Source organism: Caproiciproducens lactatisolvens (genome assembly GCF_052443335.1).
In the GTDB taxonomy this organism is placed as follows: Bacteria; Bacillota; Clostridia; order Oscillospirales; family Acutalibacteraceae; genus Caproiciproducens.
This window is the reverse complement of record NZ_CP195750.1, coordinates 477,934-493,793: the sequence shown is the minus strand read 5'-3', so window position 1 is coordinate 493,793 and position 15,860 is coordinate 477,934. Positions and strand designations below refer to the sequence as shown.

12 protein-coding genes are annotated in these 15,860 nt (G+C 51.5%); 1 reads left to right on the top strand and 11 read right to left on the bottom strand.

Annotation, left to right across the window (positions count from 1 at the left end; all coding sequences use genetic code 11):
• Positions 1–46: 46 nt before the first annotated feature.
• The 9 genes from ACRQV7_RS02395 to ACRQV7_RS02355 all read right to left on the bottom strand — a co-directional run bounded on the left by ACRQV7_RS02395 (position 47) and on the right by ACRQV7_RS02355 (position 13,659).
• Positions 47–1,801 carry a sensor histidine kinase gene (locus ACRQV7_RS02395; protein WP_444659286.1) on the bottom strand — a complete coding sequence of 585 codons (1,755 nt, stop codon included), beginning with the start codon at positions 1,799–1,801 and terminating at the stop codon, positions 47–49.
• 226 nt (positions 1,802–2,027) lie between these two features.
• Complete coding sequence (locus tag ACRQV7_RS02390) at positions 2,028–3,443, bottom strand: phosphoglucomutase/phosphomannomutase family protein (RefSeq protein WP_444659285.1); 1,416 nt, start codon at positions 3,441–3,443, stop codon at positions 2,028–2,030.
• A 60-nt stretch (positions 3,444–3,503) separates the two neighbouring features.
• Entirely contained in the window at positions 3,504–5,900 is a 2,397-nt protein-coding gene (locus ACRQV7_RS02385; protein ID WP_444659284.1) for a GH36-type glycosyl hydrolase domain-containing protein, read from the bottom strand.
• A gap of 245 nt (positions 5,901–6,145) precedes the next feature.
• On the bottom strand, positions 6,146–7,129 hold the full coding sequence (locus tag ACRQV7_RS02380) for a carbohydrate kinase family protein (RefSeq protein ID WP_444659283.1): 984 nt from the start codon (positions 7,127–7,129) through the stop codon (positions 6,146–6,148).
• A 481-nt stretch (positions 7,130–7,610) separates the two neighbouring features.
• Complete coding sequence (locus ACRQV7_RS02375; RefSeq protein WP_329494535.1) at positions 7,611–8,678, bottom strand: substrate-binding domain-containing protein; 1,068 nt, start codon at positions 8,676–8,678, stop codon at positions 7,611–7,613.
• 110 nt (positions 8,679–8,788) lie between these two features.
• On the bottom strand, positions 8,789–10,036 hold the full coding sequence (locus tag ACRQV7_RS02370; protein WP_275717060.1) for a sugar ABC transporter permease: 1,248 nt from the start codon (positions 10,034–10,036) through the stop codon (positions 8,789–8,791).
• Positions 10,023–11,600: a sugar ABC transporter ATP-binding protein gene (locus ACRQV7_RS02365; RefSeq protein WP_275717062.1), complete on the bottom strand. Its 1,578-nt coding sequence runs from the start codon at positions 11,598–11,600 to the stop codon at positions 10,023–10,025. Before ACRQV7_RS02365 ends, ACRQV7_RS02370 begins: the two co-directional genes overlap by 14 nt.
• A 41-nt stretch (positions 11,601–11,641) precedes the next feature.
• Positions 11,642–12,445 (bottom strand): Cof-type HAD-IIB family hydrolase, encoded by an 804-nt coding sequence (locus ACRQV7_RS02360; protein WP_444660192.1) that lies wholly within the window; start codon positions 12,443–12,445, stop codon positions 11,642–11,644.
• Positions 12,446–12,480: 35 nt separating this feature from the next.
• Positions 12,481–13,659, bottom strand: a complete 1,179-nt coding sequence (locus ACRQV7_RS02355; protein WP_444659282.1) for an ROK family transcriptional regulator — start codon at positions 13,657–13,659, stop codon at positions 12,481–12,483.
• A 421-nt stretch (positions 13,660–14,080) separates the two neighbouring features.
• On the opposite strand from ACRQV7_RS02355, the gene ACRQV7_RS02350 reads away from it, so the two are divergent.
• Positions 14,081–15,031, top strand: coding sequence for a 2-hydroxyacid dehydrogenase (locus ACRQV7_RS02350; protein WP_444659281.1), 951 nt, complete (start codon positions 14,081–14,083; stop codon positions 15,029–15,031).
• 34 nt (positions 15,032–15,065) lie between these two features.
• Here the strand turns inward: ACRQV7_RS02350 and ACRQV7_RS02345 are convergent, their stop codons facing one another.
• Both ACRQV7_RS02345 and ACRQV7_RS02340 read right to left on the bottom strand, forming a co-directional pair.
• Positions 15,066–15,416, bottom strand: a complete 351-nt coding sequence (locus ACRQV7_RS02345; RefSeq protein WP_444659280.1) for a DUF2200 domain-containing protein — start codon at positions 15,414–15,416, stop codon at positions 15,066–15,068.
• Positions 15,413–15,832 carry an iron chaperone gene (locus tag ACRQV7_RS02340; RefSeq protein ID WP_444659278.1) on the bottom strand — a complete coding sequence of 140 codons (420 nt, stop codon included), beginning with the start codon at positions 15,830–15,832 and terminating at the stop codon, positions 15,413–15,415. Before ACRQV7_RS02340 ends, ACRQV7_RS02345 begins: the two co-directional genes overlap by 4 nt.
• Positions 15,833–15,860: the final 28 nt, after the last annotated feature.

The window sequence follows — 15,860 nt, the reverse complement described above, 5'->3', positions numbered from 1 at the left end:
TTTCAGCATTAAAAACATAATAGATAATCTTGCCATTTGTTGCATATTATTGTTTGCTTTGTTCAATAGCAATAACGATTCTGGAAATTGTATGGCCATAACTGTTCATTTTAATTGAAAGGCCGCTGCTCTCCCCGTAAATAATCTTCAGGCGCTGGTTTACATTGCGGATTCCCAGATTGTTCGCGCTTTCCTTCGCGGTATCGTATTCATCCGACAGCAGGCGCTCCACACGCCTTTCGTCCTCCGGCGTCATCGCGCCGTCGTTCTCCACCTCAAGGATCAGGTTGTCTGCCTCGCGGAAAATACGGATGACGATCACTCCTCTCTGCTGTGGCTGGATCCCATGCTCGACAGCGTTTTCGATGATCGGCTGCATAATCAGGCGCGGCGCGTACAGGTCCAAAAGAGAAGGGTCAATTTCTTTTCTTACGGTCAGCCGTTTCCCGAGCCGTTCCGAAATGATGTACAGATACGCGTCCACATACATCATTTCTTCGGAAACGTGAACAACCGGCCTGCCTTTGCGATCGATCGCGGCGTCAAGCATAGTGGAGAGCGCTTCAATCATACGGGAAACCTTCACATTGTCGGAGAGCCTTGCCTCCCAATTGATAATTTCCAGCGTGTTGTTCAGAAAATGCGGATTGATCTGGGATTGAAGCGCCATGATGCGGGCGTCGCGCAGAGCCAGCTCTTCCCTGTAAATCCGGTCGAACTGATACTTCAGTTTGGACGACATGCTGTTGAACGCATCCGTAAGGTACTGGAATTCGATACTGCGGGAGCCGCCCGAAACCTGAACGCCGAAATTACCCTCTTCTATATTTCCCGCCTCCACAATCAGCCGGTCGATCGGGCGCGACACGTTCCGGGTAAAAAACCAGATGACAAGAGCAAGCAGCGGAACGATCAGAATGCCCATCCACACGAGGACGATCTTAAATCGGTTCAGCTCCGCCGCAAGGGGAGAAATGTCCACCGCGATTACATAAGAAATCCGGTACACTCCGGTCCGGTTCATTCCATAAAGGTAAGTACGGTCTCCAATGCTCCGGAACGTCTGGCTGTTTGCCTTAAACGCAATCCCCAGCCGCCGGGGTGCGAGCTGTTCTCCGTTCAGTACGACCGGCGTGTCGTTGAGCCAGATCGTCGTGTCCTTTCCCCAGACAATATTCTTGATACCGGCAAACATGCCCGCGGTATCCAGCTGCATCGTCAGCACCGCGTAAGGTTTATAATCCCCGTCAAGGATATTTCTGACCATATAAATCCGTCCGCCGGCGTTGATAAAACCAATATCGCTTCCCAGCGTTTCCGACAATTCGCGCACCTGCTGATGCGCGTGATTTCTGTACTCCTGCACGGCGGAGGTTGCGTTGTAGGTAGCATTAAACGTATAATAAACGTTGTCGGGCTCCCCACAGAAATACAGTGCCGTAATGAGAAATTTATCGTCGTATTTGTACTGCTGCGACAAAAACGCCGTGACCCGGTCGTACAGCTCATTGGCGTCCCCTGTTCGGTTGAAACTGCCGTACGCGTTTTTAATCGCCGGGTTGTAGGACGCATACCTTGAGGAAGAAATGGCGGAATCGAGCTGATTGACCGCGATTTTCAGGGAATTATTTGCGGAAGTCGTAATGGTTTCCGTAATCTGGTCATTGATATTGTGCGTAATATAATACCCGGTCGCACCGCTGATCAGAGCGATCGGCAAAATCCAGCATGCGATAATGATACAGACCAGTCCCCACTTGAGAGAGAATTGCTGAGAATTCCTCTTCGTCTTCCTTTTCATAGCCGTTCTCCGCTTTCATAAACTCAAAATACAGCATTTCCAGTTGATTCTGCAACAAGGTTGTGTCACTCCCCCGCCTTCGTCGGGGGAGTGACGTGTTTTGTCTCGCAAACTGAAATGGAATTGCTGTAGATTTCCTTGTACGAATATCATTCTATATGTTCAATTATAACATAGTCTTTTCAAGAAGGCAGCCGGAATTTGCGGCTGCCTTCTTCAGGAGTAGTTATGAAAGAGAAAGGAATTGTTTGAAAACATCGCTAATTTCCCGCGCGGCCCGGAGGGTGGGCATCTCGCAAAAAATACGCAGCAGCGGCTCCGTACCGGAAAAACGCGCGATAATCCAGCCTTTATTTTTAAAGTAGACCTTACAGCCGTCCATGTAGGATACCTTTTCGATCTCGTACGGAAACTCCGGCAGCAGCTTATCCCGAAGCAGGATTACCGTTATTTTCTCTTTTTCTTCCTGTGAAAACCGAAAATCGCACTCCTCCATTTCGCAGCTCCCGTATTGATCGGTAATCTCGTTGTATATTTCCGACAGCCTGCGGCCCGTGGTCGCAATCATTTCCACCAGCAGCGCAGCCGCATAAATACCGTCCTTGCCCTGAATATGTCCGCGCACAGTGAGCCCGCCGGAGGATTCCCCCCCGATAATCGCGTTTGTTTCCGCCATTTTTGAGGAAACATATTTAAATCCCACCGGAACCTCATAACAGGTTTCCCCAAAATCCTCGGCAATGCGGTCAAGCAGATGGGTGGTGGCAATGTTCCGCACCGCCGCCCCGTGCCATCCCTTAAACTTCATCAGGTAATAATAGAGCATGGCCAGAATTTTGTTCGGATGGAGGAACTCGGCCCTGTCGTTGATCACACCGAGCCTGTCCGCGTCGCCGTCGGTTGCAATTCCGATGTCGCAGTGATTTTCCTCGACATAATTCATCAGCCCGGCAAGCGTTTTGCTGTTCGGCGCGGGCAGCCTGCCCCCGAACAGGGCATCGTGCCGCTCATGGATGACGTCCACATTACACCGCGCCGTGAGCAGGATGGTCTGCAGCGCCGTTTTACTGACCCCGTACATTGGGTCCAGTACGATTTTGAGGCCGCGGCTCCGGATCGCGTCCATGTTAATGGAACGGATGATGCTGTCAATGTATTGATTCATGGGATCGATCAGCTCGATTCTGCCGCTCCTTACCCCGTCTTCAAACGGCATCCGCCCGATCTGAGCCGGGTCGATGTCCTTCATGTACTGTTCCAGTTCCCCTGTCAGAATTTCATCGGCATCCCGCCCGCCCTTCATGAAAACCTTGATCCCGTTGTAAATGGCAGGATTATGGCTGGCGGTGACCGCCATGCCGTAAGGCAGCCCATAATACTGCACCGCAAACATAATCAAGGGAGTGGGCGATTCCCTGTCGATCAGCCGGCAGGGGATTTCCTCCCCCGCCATCACCTCCGCGGCCCATTTGGCCGCCTCCTCCGACAGGAACCTCCGGTCATACCCGATGACGAATCCATTTGCTGTTTTCTCCTGATCTTTCAGCTTTCGCGCGATCGCGGCCGTTAACAGCTGGACGTTCGCTTTGGTAAATTCCTCGCCGATGACTGCGCGCCATCCGCCTGTTCCAAATTTTATCATATCTTCACCGCACTTTTCTCCGTACACAAAACCGCTCTGCACGGCGAGCGCCGACTCCTTTTATCCCATCACGACATGTACCCGGTGCCGTGTTCCCGCTTTCTGCACCGGAATCCCGCCGGAAACGCTTTTTCCGTCCAGCTCCGTTGTTTTCACTCCCTTGCTGACGCCGCGCGGGTTCTCTACATGGATTTCATAGACAGCGCCGCGCCAGACGCGGGTAACGTCGAAGCCGCCCCAATCCTTTGGAATGCATGGGTCGACAATCAGACGGTCAAAATCCGGTCTGATGCCAAGAAGGTACCGGGTTGCGGCAAAATACGCCCAGCCGCCCGAGCCCGTCATGAACGGGTGCCTTGCCCGTCCGAAAGCGGTATGGTCTTTTCCCATTACAAACTGGCAGTAAACATAGGGTTCCGACTGCCGGACTTCTATTTCATCATTCTGGTTATAGGGCAGCAGGGCATTGTAAAATTTCATTGCCCGGTCGCCCCGCCCAAGGGTCGCCTCGGCGCACCATGCCCACGGATTCGGATGGCTGAAAATCGAACCGTTTTCCTTAACGCCGGGATACACCCGCGTGACAAACCCGATTTCGTCGTCGCTCTTTGTATAGGACGGCGCATTGAGCATCAATCCATATTGCGTATAGAGGTATTTGTCAACGGAATCCATCGCCGTGACCGCGCGGTCACGGTCGGCCACGCCGGAGAAAACCGCCCAGGTGTTGGACTCGATATGCACCTTGCCTTCCCGGTCGTTATGGGTCCCGATTTTCCTGCCGCCGGCGGTAATCCCGCGGATATACCACTCCCCGTCCCACAGGTGATCGTTACATGCCTTTTTCACCTTTGCAGCCATCTTTTCATATTTTTCCGCCTCCTCCATTTTTCCGATGAACCGGGACAAATGAAGAAAATGCCGGATTGCCCAGTAGTGCAGGAACGAGACCATCGCGCTTTCCCCGCCGCCTAAATTCAGGCAGTCGTTCCAGTCAGCGCGAAGCCCCTTGCAGATGCCGGTGGCGCCAACCTGTTGATCGGAAAAGTCAAGGATCCGCATCATGTGCTGATAGACCGTATCTTCCCCGCCGTCGGCGTAGGTAACCGTTTCCTCCAGGAGGGAAACTTCCCCTGTTTCCTTAATGTATTCGCTGATTGCGGCAACCAGCCACAGCGCGTCGTCCGAGCAGGCGTCCTTGATTCCGTGAATTATTTCCTCCCTGCCGGGGGTGGGAACCACCGTCGGGGATTGGAAGCTTTGCTGTTTTCCCCGGAGTTCGGGGTCGAACCACTTCGGCTGAAACAGGTGCAGCCCGTAGCCCTGCCGTGTGAGGCCGCGGCAAAGCTCGATGATGCGCTTCCTGCACTTTTCCGGATCGGAGGAGGCGATGGTCATCGCGTCCTGGGAAGTATCACGGAAGCCCAGGCCGGTTCTGCCGCCCACTTCAATAAACGAGGCAAACCGTGAAAACAGAATGTTGATTTCGGACTGATACAGGTTCCAGATGTTTAACGAGGTGTTCATTCCCTGATTTGGAGTGCTGACCTGCAGCCTGCCGAGCTTTTCCTGCCAGAAAGCCGCGAGGTCGGCAAACGCTTTGTCCACATTGACCGGATCGGAGTATTTTCTCCTCACAGGGACGGCTGCCTCCCGTTTTCCGTCCCCCAGCAGAAAAGTGAGCCGCACCTCCTGCCCCGGCTGCAAAACAAGTTTCTTCTGCAGGACGGCACAGTGGTTGCCTGTTTTTTCAAAACTGTCGGAGCATTCCCCTTTTTCGACCGCGATCGGGTTGCTTTCGTCGCGGTAGGCGCCCAAAAAGCGGTCGCGCAGGCAGTCGAACCCGTCGGGTTCAAAGCTGGAGGTAAACCACTGATACCCCGATTCTTCATAATAGAGGTCATATTCAATGATGCCGTCGGCATAACTGGAGCCCGAGGCATACAGGCTCATCTGAAAATTCTGATTGTCCATATCGATCTGGTGGAACGAAAACTCAAGGTAAGAATAAACGCTGAGACGGCGCGGCCGTGTCCCGTCGTTTTTCAGCGCCACATCCCACAATTCGACCGGCTCGTTCAGAGGAATAAACACCGTCTGGCAAGCGGAAATGTCCCGATAATCACAGCGGTATTTCGAGTAGGAAAGCCCATGCCTGCATTCATATTTCGCTTTGGTCAGGTCCTTCGCGACAGGCTGCCACGAAATGCTCCAATACTCGCCGGTGTCGTCGTCGCGGAGATACACATAATGGCCGGGGCGGCTGACCGGCGCATTCGGGCGGAAACGCGTAATGCGGTGGTACTGCGGAGATTGATAAAAAACATAACCGTCCGCGGTTTGGCTGAGAACAGCGCACATATCGTTTACACCGATATAATTCGTCCAGGGAACCGGTGTGTTTACGCGATCAATGACATATTCTTTCTTTTTATCATCAAAATAGCCGTACCTCATTCTCTCCAATTCTCCTTCAGTTTCTATTCTGAATCAATTATAGAGCAGATCCGAGGCTGAATAAATAACAGATATTGTACTTAATTGTATATTCTTGTGTAGCTTCACAGAGAGCGGAGCAAGCGCCCCTATGCATGCCCAATCATCCGACAAAGCATAGTAATATGAAAAGACGCCGGCTGGGCCGGCGTCTTTTCATGATTCAGTTATTCTCTAAGAAAAAGAGCGTAAAAGCAAAATTGCTTTTACGCTCCGGGTTTATTCACCGGCATTTTCTTTTCGGTGAGAAAATCCCTGACCATGTCGATTGTGGGCATCGCCGGTATCCCTCCGCGCTTTTGAACGCACAGCGAGGCGACCGCGTTGGCAAATCCGGTAAAATCCCGGAGCTGTGCTTCGCCAAGCTCACCGGGACGAAGCCCGCTCACGGCCAGCTTATAAAGGAAGCCGCCCCAGAAAGCGTCCCCGGCGCCTGTGGTGTCAACCACCGGAACATCGGGAACGGGAACGAGCACAGACGCGCCTTTCACCGCGGCATAGGCGCCATTGCTGCCAAGCGTGACCACCGCGCAGGAGATTCCCTTTTGAAAAAGATACCCAGCGGCGGCCTCGGGAGAAGATTCACCTGTAATCAGCCCGACTTCCTCGTCGCTGATTTTTACAATGTCCGCAAAAGGAAGGACGCTCTGCATGATCCCGGCGGCTTCGTCCTCGCTTTTCCAGAGCGGCGCACGGTAATTCGGATCGTAAGAGAGGATGGCTCCCGCCTTTTTCGCGGCTTTAACCGCTTCTACTGTCGCGGAACGCGACGGCTCATCGGTCAGCGAGAGGGAGCCAAAGTGGAAGATCCTGCATCCCTCTGTCAGCTCACGCTTAACCTCGCACGCTGAAAGGCAAGTGTCCGCACCGGGCCTGCGTGCAAACGAGAATTTGCGCTCTCCTGTTTCCGACAGCTCAACAAATGCAAGCGTCGTAAACACATCCTCCGCACTGATCAGCCCGCCGGTGTCGACGCCCTTTTCTTCAAGCACCCTGCGCAGATAATCTCCGTGCATATCCTTGCCCACCTTGCCGATAAACGAAGTGCTTAAGCCTAAGTTCGAAGCGGCACAGAGTACGTTTGCGGGCGCACCGCCGGGGTTTTGCTCAAACAGACGCATCCCGTTTTCGCTTCTGCCGTGGTATGTAAAGTCAATCAGCAGCTCACCCAACGCGACTAAATCGAACATTCAATCACTCCCGAAAAAATTTATACTCGAGCAGCTTCAAAATGACAGCAGTCCTTTGAAGTCTGCGGCGGTTCTGCCACAGAAGCCCGCAAGCAGCGGCCGTTGCTCCGATTCACAGTCAAATGCACGCTTTGCGTACCCGCGGATAAAACCCGGTAAATTTTCCGCCGATCTTCATGAAATACGAATCAGCAATGAAAACTTTTAACTTTATATTAGCACAAAAGGAGTGCCGATTTCAATTCTGTTTCTATTGTCCGGAACTTTCTCAGGCAGTTCAATCGCTGCGCCTAAAGCAATGTCATCTGGCAGTTGCAATTTCATATGAATGCTCAATTCAGCAAGAATTTTCGCGTCCGCGAATCGGACGGCAAAGGAATCTCCTTTGCCGTCCCCTTATAAGAGCCAGAACCTGTATTCATAGCTTGAAAGGACCCTCTTGTCGGCATTTCTCACTTACGCATACAGCTTCTCAGGATTCCTATTTCAACAGTGCCAAACGGCCGGCGTCATTCGCGAATACCTCTTTTGCATTTTCCTTTGTGACGACGAGCGGAGCGAGCTCATAGACACCGACGTCCTTTTTGCCGTTGTTCACGGTTGCAGTGGGTGCGGGCATCCCTGTGCCTGTCTGCAGCGACTTGATGATTTCCATCGTTTTGCCTACCAGAAGGTCGGTCGGCTTGGCTACGGTGGAATACTGTCTGCCAGACCAGATCCACTCAACAGACTCGTTCTCGGCGTCAAGACCCGAAACAACGGGGATCTTCTGTCCGGCCTGCTCTGATGCGGTGATGATCGCGCGGGCGATGCCATCATTGGGAGAGAGAACGCCGTCGATTTCCTTCTTCGAGTAGAAGCCGGAGAGAAGGGAATCCATACGGGCCTGAGCTTTGGAGTTATCCCAGTCCATAGTGGCACACTGGGTGAAATCGGTCTGACCGGATACGACAACCAGCGTACCGTCGTCAATCTTGGGCTGGAGCACTTCCATGGCACCCTTAAAGAAGTTTGGAGCGTTGGGATCGGCAGGTCCGCCGCCGAACAGCTCGATGTTGTAAGGACCCTTGCCCTTCTGGGCAGCCAGCCCGTCAAGCAGCGCCTGCCCCTGCAGTTCGCCGGTCTTGACGCTGCCAAACTGCACGACGCCGTCAATACCGGTGGTGTTCTCAATGAGACGGTCATAGCCAATGACGCTGATGCCGGCCGCCTTCGCTTCTTCCAAAACCGCTCCAAGCTGTGAGCCGTCGACAGGACCGACGACGATCACTTTGGCGCCGTTCTGAATCATAGACTCGATCTGCTGCTGCTGCTGGGTAACCTTGTTGTCAGCGTGCTGGACGATTGCCTTAAAGCCCGCAGCTTCCAACTGGGTTCTGAACATCTCATCGGCTTCTTTCCAGTTCTGGGTGCCGAGCCAGGGCAGCGCAACGCCGATGGTTGCGTCTGCGGCAAATCCGGCACCGCCTGAGGCAGCGGGGGCTGAAGCAACAGATTCAGCCGGAGGGGCTGAGCTTGCGGCTTGCTGTGCGCAGCCGGTCAGTGCCATTGCCATGACGAGCGATGCTGCGAGAATCAGAGACAGACACTTTTTCTTTTTCATATTAACCTCCTGTTTTAAGTCCTTCGACTAATATGCAAGGCCCGACCATCAGCTTTTCAGGAATTGCTGCTGGCAGGGTTAGCTTCCTGAGGTTTGCCTTCCTTTGTGGGAAATAATCTTCCTATGATGGATGGACGGCCCTGCTGCTTGTTGAAAACATCGAAAGCAACCGCGGCAAGCAGCACCAGGCCTTTAATAACCTGAGTGCGGTCAGCACCGACACCCATGAGCATCAGTCCGGAGTTGAGAACGGCCATTACCAGTCCGCCGACCATTGTGGCAAAAATGGTTCCGACACCACCAGAAACGGCCGCGCCGCCGATAAAGACCGACGCAATGGCGTCCATTTCCCATCCGATGCCATCCGACGGGCCGGCCGCGGTTGACCGGCCTACAAACATGATTCCAGCCAAAGCCGCAAGCAGGGACATATTCAGCATAGTGAAGAAATAGGTTTTCTGGACATTGACGCCGGACAGTGCAGCCGAAGTTTTGTTGCCTCCGACAGCGTAGACATGGCGGCCCAATCTGGTTCGCTGGGTGATGGTGTGGTAGACGATGACCAAAATTACGAGGATCAGGCCTGGGACGGGGAATGATGTGCCGGGACGCCCTGTGCCGAAAATCCATGTTAAGTAACCAAGGACGACACCGACCAGAATAATCCGGGCCACCACCGGCCAAAGCTCCTCTGTTGTCCCGGTCAGGTTTGCCGAACGCTTGCGACGGCGCAGTTGTGTAAAGGCGAAAGCGGCGATCGCGATGATCCCCAGCAGCAATGTCGAGTTATTCATTCCTGTAAAAGCAGGGCCCCAGTCGGGCAAATATCCCGAGCCGAACACTTTGAGTTCCGCCGGTGCCGGCACCGAGATGGACTTTGAAATCCAGATGACGCCGCCGCGGAAAATCATCATGCCGCCCAATGTTGTAATAAAGCCGGGAATACCGAGCCTGGAAAGCCAGAACCCCTGCCACGCTCCGGCAACGGCGCCGATTGCGAGGCTGAGAAGCACCGCGAGCCACCACGGCCATCCAAGATCCCGTGCCGAAAGAGCCATCACCATTCCCGAGAAACCGGCTACCGAGCCGACGGACAGATCGATCTGTCCGATCACAATCACCATCAGCATCCCGATTGCCAGCACCAGCACATACGCATTACCGGATATCAGGTTCTGAAAGTTGGAGGAGGTAATCATTCTCCCTCCCGAAGCAATATTAAAGATGAAGGTAAGTGCCACTAAGGCAATCACCATGCTGTACTGCCGCATTCCACCGCCAAGTACTTTTTTAAGATATCTCATAAAGCATTTCCGTCCTTTCCGGGTTGGAATCCAATTTGGAGGTATTTGTCATCATTCTCATGAGTTTTTCCTGGTTGGCCTCTTGACGGTCTAACACGCCCGTTATGCCGCCCTCAAAAACGGTGTAGATTCTATCCGATATACCAAGCAGCTCGGGCAGTTCGGAGGAAATGATAATAACCGCTTTCCCCTGATCCGCAAGCTTCTGAATCAGACGATAGATTTCGTACTTGGCGCCCACATCAATTCCACGGGTCGGCTCGTCAAGAATCAGAACATCCGGTTCTGTGAACATCCACTTTCCCAGAACAACCTTTTGCTGGTTTCCTCCGGACAAGGTGGACACACCGCTGTTCACACTGTTCGTTTTGACGTTTAAAGAGGAGCGTTGCTGCTCGGCAACCTGAAATTCCTTATCCAGATCAAGCAGCCTTCCGCGCAAAATCGCCTTTAGGTTTGCCGAAACAGTGGTTATGCGGATGCTGTCCAACAGATTAAGTCCCAAATTCTTGCGGTCCTCGGGTACATAGGCGATACCCTGACGGATGGCGGAGGAAACCGAGGTAACGCGGACCTCCCTGCCCTTGATTTTGATAGACCCGCCGAGGTAGACACCATAGTTTCGCCCAAAGACAGACCGCATAAGCTCTGTTCTCCCCGCGCCCATAAGGCCGGCGAAGCCCACGATCTCTCCGGCTCTGACAAAGAAGCTGGAGTTCTTACAAACCAGCCGGCCCGGGATATCGGGGTCTTCCACACGCCAGTCGGACACTTCGAAAATCACCTCGCCGGGATTCGATTCATGGGCGGGAAAGCGGTTTTCAATAGAGCGCCCTACCATAGCGCGGATAATGCGGTCCTCGTCAATCTGTCCCTCTTTGACGTGGAAAGTTTCCACGGTACGTCCATCGCGGATGACCGTGACCGCGTCGGCTATCGCCGCGATCTCGTTGAGCTTGTGCGAAATCATGATACAGGTGATATCCCTGCTTTTCAGGCCCCGCATGAGATCGAACAAGTTGGCGGAGTCGGTCTCGTTGAGCGCGGAGGTCGGCTCATCGAGAATCAGCAGCCTGACGTTTTTGGAAAGCGCCTTCGCGATTTCTACCAATTGTTGCTGGCCTACGCCCAAGTGCTTAATCAAAGTGCCGGGATCAACGGTCAGTCCTACCTTCTCGAGCAGTTCTACCGTATATCGCCTTTCAGCGTCCCAGTCAATCAACCCGTGATTGACTGTCTCGTTTCCCAGAAATATGTTTTCGGTAATGGACAGCTCCGGAATCATGGTCAGCTCTTGGTGAATAATCGCGATACCGGCTCTCTCCGACTCTTTGATATCCTTGAAAGCAATTTCATTACCCATGTAGATAATCCTGCCTTCATAGGAACCGTGAGGATAAACACCGGAAAGGACTTTCATCAAGGTGGATTTTCCCGCGCCATTCTCACCGCAAACTGCGTGAATGTCACCCTGACGTACTTCAAGCGTCACATCGTCGAGTGCACGCACACCCGGAAAGAGCTTGGTAATACCCTGCATCTGCAGGATGAAGGGACGTTCCATAACTACACTCCCCCATACGCTTGCATTTTCGCAAGCAAAATTCATCTGCGGTTTTCTGTAAAATTTAACCGTTCAAGTCCCGCGAGCACCCCTTCGTGGTCGTTGTCCGCCGTCACATTCCGCACCTGCCTTTTTACCTCTGCAGGCGCGTTTCCCATCGCAAAGCAGGTACCTGTAACGAGCAGCATATCCATGTCGTTGAAATTGTCACCGAAGGATACGGTAGCTTCCATGGGAATATCATAGGCCTTGCAAAGATATTTGACCGCACCGGATTTTGAGACGGCGCCGTCCATAATTTCAAGATAGGTGTCTTTGGAACGGTAAACGGAAAGACCCGCGAAATTCTCCTTAAGTGCATTGTTGAGGTCCGCGATCGCCCCGGCTTCCCCCATACACAAAAGCTTATGTATATGCCCATTTTGTGGGATAAAGTCAGAAATCCTGCCTTCTTTGGGCACTGATGCCGTGATGCTTTGTTCCTGCAGAATCCATTTGTCATGAATATTGTCTGAAATCCAGTCATGGTGACAATAAGCGCTGCAGCAAACATGCTTCCAATTTCTTTTGACAAAATCATCAATAAGAATCGCTTTTTCACGGTCGATACCAACCGTTCTCACCGGGTCCGCGCGTTCATTGAGGATCAGTGCGCCGCTGTAGCAAACAATGGGCGCTTTTATTCCCAATTCGCGCTGCAGAGGTAAAATTCCCGAGGGCATACGCGCCGAAACAAGTATAAAAGGGATCCCGATACGATAGAGTTCCTGTATTTTTTGCCTGGTCCCCGGGGAAATACGGTTTGTTGAGTCTATGAGCGTCCCGTCAATATCGCAAAAGACCATTTTATATTGCATTGTTTCGGGAGCAGTCATTTATCTTACCCCCTTTTGCCGGCCGCCGAAAACTTACTGGGCAGTTGTAATACCTTGTCCGTTGCTGTGGCGGCTGCGCCATAAAGGGTGGGATCCACCTTGAGGTCAGATATTTTGATCCGCACCTTGGTGTGCAGCTCGGGAATAACGCGCTGCCTTACCACTTCCTGAATAACAGGCAGCAGCAAATCCCCTCCCTGAGATACGACGTCGCCAATGATAATAATGTCGGGGTTATAGGCGTTTATCAGGGTAACACAGCCGTAACCGATATATTCCGCTGTCTCCCGCACCACATCCAGCGCTTTTTGACTGCCGGCACGGGCCGCTTCAAAAAGGGCGGCGCAGGCGTCGCTGCTCTGCGGGTTTCCTCCGGGAAGGCATTCCGGCACACGCTCCTTCACTTTCTTCAATATGGCCGGAGCCGAACAATACATTTCCAGGCAGCCATAGTTCCCGCATTCACATCGCGGGCCGTGGACGTCCACGCTAATATGCCCGGTTTCACATGCGGTGCCCTGCACCCCCAGAAAAAGGCGGCCACGTTCAATAATACCGGCACCCACGCCGTCGCCTACCAAAAAATAGGCCAGCGTGTGCAGCGGTTGGGGATGCCCCCCAAATAACCATTCAGCCAACGCGCCCGCGTTTGCGTCGTGCTCTATAAAAACAGGCTTATTAAATTCTTCCTTGAATTCCTCAATAAAATTGACCGTGTGCCAGGCGGACATCTGGGTTACTACCGCTATGCGGCCTTCATCCCTCAGATAAGGCCCCGGAACGGCAAGGCCGATGGAAACTACATTTTCATATTTATCCAGCATTTCGTGAATCTGCTTTTTCATAGCGGAAAGCACCTTTCGGGGATCTTCCTCAAACGGATACTTCGTTTCGGTGTGGACGTATATTTTACCTGAAATATCGAACACGCCTACTGCGAACATCTGTCTTGCAAACTTTACCCCAATGATTTGATGCTTATCAGCGTTCAGCCTAAGCCCTATAGAACGGCGGTTGTCGCCGCTGCCCGTTATAATTCCCGCCTCGGATACAATGCCCATTTCCATCATCGACGCTACTATTTTTGTAATAGCTGCTTGGGTAAGACCTGTTTGTCTGGCAATGTCCGCCCGGGAACACACCTCTTGCTGCTGTAATATTCTTACAACAGCGGAACGATTCATTTCAGTCAAATCACTATTATTTTTGCCTATAGCACCTGTCATTTTCGTTAGCCGTCCTTTTCTCGCTTTAGGTTGTATACACGATGTTAATTCATTTACTTTGTTAATATATTAATTGATGAACATCAATATGTCAAGTATTTTTTATTAAAGTTAATAATTTTTGTATTTATATTCCAAACTATCCGCTTGTGAGGTCAATACGCCAACTTGCTGATACAGGGAGAGCAAATCAAACAAATTGCTAAAGGGAGTAAAAAAGAAGCAGGTGGCTTGAAACCACCTGCTTCTTTTTCGTTCATAAGAGCTGTTCAACAGATTATAAATGTGCAAGAATTATGATTGTAATGCCTGATGAAAAACGGTACAATATGGATATGAGGAATTAAAAAAATCAAATATTTATAAAGGGGAAATCATTATGAACGACAGAACCGTGGTATTGAACGCCGGCCTGGTAAATTATGACGGGAACATCGACTACTCACAAATTGCATCTGAAGTGGTAATCTATGATGAAACGCCCGAAGATAAAATTTTGGAACGGGTTGACGGTTTTACAATCGTTGTAACGAAAGAAATGAAAGTCAGCGGTGACATCATCAGAAAATTTTCTGACAGTGTGAAAATGATCTGCGAAGCCGGAACGGGATACAACAATATCGATTTGGACGCAGTCCGAGAAAAAGGAATCCTATTATGCAACATTCCTGCGTATAGCAGTGAAAGGGTGGCGCATACGGCAATCCTTTTGATTTTAAATTTAGCAAGCTCCATGCAGAAACAGATTCGTATGCTTTCGCAGGGAAATCATGATAATTTCCATAAACACTTAATGGTAGACCATGTAGAAGTAAACGGTAAAACGCTGGGAGTGATCGGCTACGGTCATATTGCAAAAGAAATCATCAAAGTCGCGCAAGCACTCGGAATGAAAATTTTAGTATCTACCAGAACCCCCAGAGCGGATGTCGGGAAAATTCACTTTACAACACAGGAAGAAGTTTTTAAGCAAAGCGATTTTATTTCCCTTAACTGCCCCTTGAACGAATCAACAAGACATATGATCAATAAAGAAACATTGGCCATGATGAAACCGACCGCATATTTGATCAATACCGCGCGAGGAGCGCTGATTGACGAAAAAGCATTGATCGACGTACTGCGGAAGCATGGAATTGCAGGTGCAGGACTGGATGTGCAGGAAGTCGAGCCATTAGATGATGCGAGCCCGCTGTATACAATGGATAATGTTATCATCACTCCGCACATGGGGTGGCGGGGATTAGAAACAAGACAACGTTTAATATCATTGATCAAAGGCAATATCAGTGCTTTTTCTAAAGGACAGCCAATTAACAGAGTGGACTAAACGGTCCTCTCCGCGGTCATGGAGACTATACTACTCAACTTCTCAAAACCTTTTCCATCGGTTTTCCTTTTGCCAGTTCATCCACCAGTTTATCTAACCAGCGTATTTTCTGCATAAGCGGGTCTTCGATTTTCTCTACGCGAACGCCGCAGACTACGCCCGTGATTTTAAAAGCGTTCGGATTGATTTGAGGGGCTTCGGTAAAGAATGTTTCGTAATCGATGTTTTTCACAATCTGCGCTTGCAGTCCGGAATCATCGTATCCCGTCAGCCAACAAATCACAGCGTCAACCTCGTATTTCGTGCGTCCTTTGCGCTCCGCCTTTTGGACAAGCAGCGGGTAGACGCTCGAAAACGCCATCTTGAACACGCGCCCGTTTGTCATAAAGTGTCACTCCCTTTTGCTTCCCGCTTTACTCGCCACCGCACGATGTCGGTAATGAGTTCATAATCGACCGGCTTGTCGAGCGGAAGCTGAATTGTCCCCTTACTGGTCTTATAACCCGCGAGCCGCTCCGCAAACTCAGCAGTAGCCTCGCCGCCGGGGTATAGCCCAATGTGCTTTTTGAACGCCGCAAAGTGGATCAGGTTCTCACCCTGCCAGAACGTCGGCATCTGCCACGAGATTTTCTCTGTGGCTTTTGGCGCGGCAGCGCGGATGGTTTCGCGGATGCTTTGCAGCAGGGGCCGCACATCTTCCGGCTGTGCGGCAATGTATTCGTCAATACTGTTCGGTTTCACGCAAAAGTGGTCTTGTTCCGTGTTTTTGAACTCACGGCCGCATTTCGGGCATTTCCACATTTTATCCACACTCCTTTTCATTGTGTCG

Bases quoted from the DNA above. Each gene is read 5' to 3' on its own strand.
- ACRQV7_RS02340 (WP_444659278.1), bottom strand. From the start codon at position 15,832: ATGTGGAAATGCCCGAAATGCGGCCGTGAGTTCAAAAACACGGAACAA.
- ACRQV7_RS02390 (WP_444659285.1), bottom strand. From the start codon at position 3,443: ATGATAAAATTTGGAACAGGCGGATGGCGCGCAGTCATCGGCGAGGAA.
- ACRQV7_RS02380 (WP_444659283.1), bottom strand. From the start codon at position 7,129: ATGTTCGATTTAGTCGCGTTGGGTGAGCTGCTGATTGACTTTACATAC.
- ACRQV7_RS02365 (WP_275717062.1), bottom strand. From the start codon at position 11,600: ATGGAACGTCCCTTCATCCTGCAGATGCAGGGTATTACCAAGCTCTTT.
- ACRQV7_RS02395 (WP_444659286.1), bottom strand. From the start codon at position 1,801: ATGAAAAGGAAGACGAAGAGGAATTCTCAGCAATTCTCTCTCAAGTGG.
- ACRQV7_RS02375 (WP_329494535.1), bottom strand. From the start codon at position 8,678: ATGGCACTGACCGGCTGCGCACAGCAAGCCGCAAGCTCAGCCCCTCCG.
- ACRQV7_RS02360 (WP_444660192.1), bottom strand. From the start codon at position 12,445: ATGGTCTTTTGCGATATTGACGGGACGCTCATAGACTCAACAAACCGT.
- ACRQV7_RS02355 (WP_444659282.1), bottom strand. From the start codon at position 13,659: ATGAATCGTTCCGCTGTTGTAAGAATATTACAGCAGCAAGAGGTGTGT.
- ACRQV7_RS02345 (WP_444659280.1), bottom strand. From the start codon at position 15,416: ATGACAAACGGGCGCGTGTTCAAGATGGCGTTTTCGAGCGTCTACCCG.
- ACRQV7_RS02370 (WP_275717060.1), bottom strand. From the start codon at position 10,036: ATGAGATATCTTAAAAAAGTACTTGGCGGTGGAATGCGGCAGTACAGC.
- ACRQV7_RS02385 (WP_444659284.1), bottom strand. From the start codon at position 5,900: ATGAGGTACGGCTATTTTGATGATAAAAAGAAAGAATATGTCATTGAT.
- ACRQV7_RS02350 (WP_444659281.1), top strand. From the start codon at position 14,081: ATGAACGACAGAACCGTGGTATTGAACGCCGGCCTGGTAAATTATGAC.